The sequence below is a fragment of the Yoonia sp. genome (assembly GCF_017854415.1).
Lineage (GTDB): Bacteria > Pseudomonadota > Alphaproteobacteria > Rhodobacterales > Rhodobacteraceae > Yoonia.
The window spans coordinates 1-3,509 of sequence record NZ_JAFMHR010000197.1; the positions used below are offsets into that span (position 1 = coordinate 1).

Consider the following 3,509-nt stretch of genomic DNA (forward strand, 5'->3'; position numbering starts at 1 on the left):
GTCATACGCAAAACCACCAAAACACGCGGGAGCTTTCCAACCGACGAAGCTGCAATGAAACTGATCTATCTGGCAATCCGCAGTTTCGAGAAGACAGGCAGAGCCGTCAGAGAGTGGGTTGCCGCACGAAACCAGTTCGCTATCCTATACCCAGATCGGTTCAATAAATGACCCGTCAAAACCGCATGGGCTGAGCCCCATACACAGAGTTTCGGATACTCCCTCGACTGCCGTTGCCACAGATACAAATGGCACCCCATTGCCTGCAACGCCACTTGTCGGGCTAGACCCTGTTGCCGATCTTTCAGATGCAGCATCCGCTCCGCAAATCTCTGCGCCAGCAACACCCGATGCAACGTCTGTCACAATCGCAGGCATTGATCCCGATGCGAACGGGGAATTGGACGCGCCGACGGTTTTGAACCTCCCGACCCCTGATCCAAGGATCGCATTGATCCAGTCGGTCACCAGTGTGGCAGACACCAACGGCAACGGTATCTTTGGTGACGCTGGCGACACTGTCAGCTATGACTACTCGGCAATAAACCAAGGTAATACTGCGCTGGTTGATGTCGACATCACCGACCCCGGCTTTGTTGCTGGTGTGAACGGCAACACGTTTGCAATGCTGGACGCGTTTGACGGGACATTGGTTGTCGGCGCGGGTCAAGCGACACCCATTCTTATCGCGCAAGGCACCTATGTAATCACGCGACCAGACGTCGAGGCTGGATTTATCAGCGCTTCATCCACGGTTGTATCGACAGCCACAGCGACGACGGCAATGGGTTTGCCAAGCACTGATCCGCTTGATCGCTTGTCGGCGGTCAATGCTGTTGGTGATACCAGTGACGCCGGATCAGACCCCGCACGCCCTTCACAAGACGCTGATGCGGGCGCATCTGTGATGATTGTACAGATTGACCCTGATGTGGATTCCAATCCCAACGCGGCAACCCTTCTTAATCTGCCTGTTTCCTCATCCGAGATCAGATTGGTTCAGATGGTGACTGGCGTAGAGGACACAAACGGCAACGGTATTTTTGGCGACGCAGGCGATACGGTCCGATATTCTTATACCGCCGAGAATACAGGCGACACATCGCTTGCTGATGTGCGCGTTGATGATGCGGGCTTTGGTGCGTTGCTGGGAACTTGGTCTTATACGCCGGCGTCGGACGTAGACTTTGATAGGGACCTCAGTCGCGGTGAAGGACCAGTCGTTGTTGGTACTGCGACATATATCATCGCTGATGAAGATGTTACTGCCGGTGAAATCACGACGCAGCCAACTATGGTTGCAACGGCCGTCGCGACTGGCGTTGGTAATGTGCCATTGCCGCTCAGCCCGCTTTCGGGTGTTGATCCGGTCCGGGATATCAGCGACGCGGGTTCGGCCATCGCATTCGATCGTGCTTCGGGTCAGACAACTATGATTGATGACCCCGAGATGAACGATAGCGACGGCAATGCCGGCACTGCGCGCGGTGACGACAGGACTATTCTAGCGCTGCAATCGCCTGGTCTGGGCGACTTTATTCTGGCCAAGACCGCACCTGTAACCACGGTGCTGCTGGGTCAGATTGTTGACTATCAGATCGTGGCAATGTCGACGCTGAGTGCTGATCTTTCGCCGGTTGCTATTGTTGATACGTTGCCTGCCGGAATGGCTTTCGTTTTGGGGAGCGCGACTGTTGACGGCATAGCGGCTGTGCCTGTCGTGTCGGGTCAAACCGTTACCTTTGGTGGACTGAACATGCCTGCAGACGCGGCGTTGACGGTCACCCTGAAAGCACGTGTTTTGTCGACGGCCCCTGCAGGACAGCTGACCAACAGGGCTGATATCATTGATGAATTATCTGGTGCGCATTTGGGTGAAACGGCCTCTGCCACTGTGACGCGTCAAATTGAAAGCGTGTTTGAGTGTTCCAACATCATCGGCAAGGTCTTTGATGACGTGAACGGCAATGGCTATCAGGACGCGCCAAGTGTGTCAGGAGCGCAGGTTAGCAATCAGGACGTCTTTGCCGACAAGTTGGGCAGTGGTGGCAAGCTTTCCCCAGCCGCAGTTGCTCCTCAGGCCGAAGTTGGCATTCCAAACGTGCGTTTGGTGACGCCTACCGGTACGCTGATCACGACAGACGCTCACGGCCGCTATTCGGTGCCTTGTGCAGAGCTGCCCAGCGAAATCGGAAGCAACTTCATGCTAAAGGTGGACACGCGCACGTTGCCGACCGGTTACAGGATGACGACCGAGAACCCGCGGGTCATGCGTCTAACATCAGGCATGATGGCCGAGATGAATTTCGGAGCAGCGATTGGCCGTGTGTTTGACGTGGACCTGAGCGGACGTGCTTACGGCGCTGATGTGATCGCCCCGTCGGCCGCATTGGTTACCGGTATCGAGGGTGTTCTGCGTCAGATATCCGACACGCCGACAGTTATCCGGATCAGCTACTACCGGGATCAAGAAGCGCCGGATCTAGCCCGTGCGCGCTTGGCCGCGCTTGAGCAAATGATCCAAGAAAAATGGGCGGATATCGGAACCTATCGGTTGCTCGTCGAAAAATCCGTGAACCAGTTGCAGTAAGTGAGTAAGTAAAAATGAAACTAGTATCCCGCAAATCACGGGCGCTTTTGCTAAGCGCTACTGCAATCAGCCTTGTTCTTTCGAGTGCTGCGCACCCGCAGACAGCGCCAAATGCTGGCGACACCGTCGCTATCCCGCTGGCCCCGAACACCGAACCAGAGGCGCGCCAGCCTGATGTGACTGGGTTTTCCTTGTCATTGGACGGTGTGGCGATAGCTGGTGATCCTCAGCTAGAGGATGAAATCAGGCGGACCGATGTGGTGCTATTGCAAGCGAATGTGCAGGTCACGTTTGATGGCTTGGGCGTTGCCCCGCGTTTGAACCTCAAGGCTGTTGGCACCGATGCCGCATACCGCGTCGGTGACACGGTTACTTTGCGAGGTGAGGCCAATTATCCGGCGTTTATTGATCGCGCCGAGATGCGCTTGATTGATCGCGCCGCCCCCGGTGGGCCGCGTTTGATTGGTGTGATTGCAGCCCCTGTGAACGGGCCTGTTACTTTTGTCTTACCGCTGGGGGGCGATATTGTCGCCGTCCACCGTGCATATGACGCCAATGGCCGCTTTGACGAAACAAGTGCGTTGCCTTTGATGCAGCGCGATGGTCGCCGGATGTCAGACAATGAAGATGGCACCGACTTTACGGCCGTGCGCAACATTCCCGTCAGTGGTGGCGCTGTGACGGTTGCTGCCGACGGTGCGCAACCGGGATCGGTTTTGCGCACCTTGGGTGAAGAAGTGCGCGCGGACGCGCAGGGCCGTCTGGTTGTGCAGCGTATTCTGCCGCCCGGGGACTATGACGTTGATGTTTCCGTGCAATCCAATGGACAAGGCACCCAAGTTGAACGCCCGATTGTCATTCCGCGGTCCGAGTGGTTCTACACAGCGATCGCTGATCTGACTTACGGCATTTACAGCAA

Annotated in this window: 1 protein-coding gene and 2 pseudogenes; all 3 read left to right on the plus strand. The window is 56.1% G+C overall.

Annotated features, from left to right (window positions below; genetic code table 11):
• Nucleotides 1-171 (plus strand): annotated as a pseudogene (locus tag QZ197_RS15245) (IS256 family transposase); the annotation flags it as partial.
• A gap of 88 nt (nucleotides 172-259) precedes the next feature.
• Nucleotides 260-2,590, plus strand: coding sequence for a hypothetical protein (locus QZ197_RS15250; RefSeq protein ID WP_296433021.1), 2,331 nt, complete (start codon nucleotides 260-262; stop codon nucleotides 2,588-2,590).
• A 14-nt stretch (nucleotides 2,591-2,604) separates the two neighbouring features.
• A pseudogene (locus QZ197_RS15255) lies at nucleotides 2,605-3,509 on the plus strand (hypothetical protein); the annotation flags it as partial.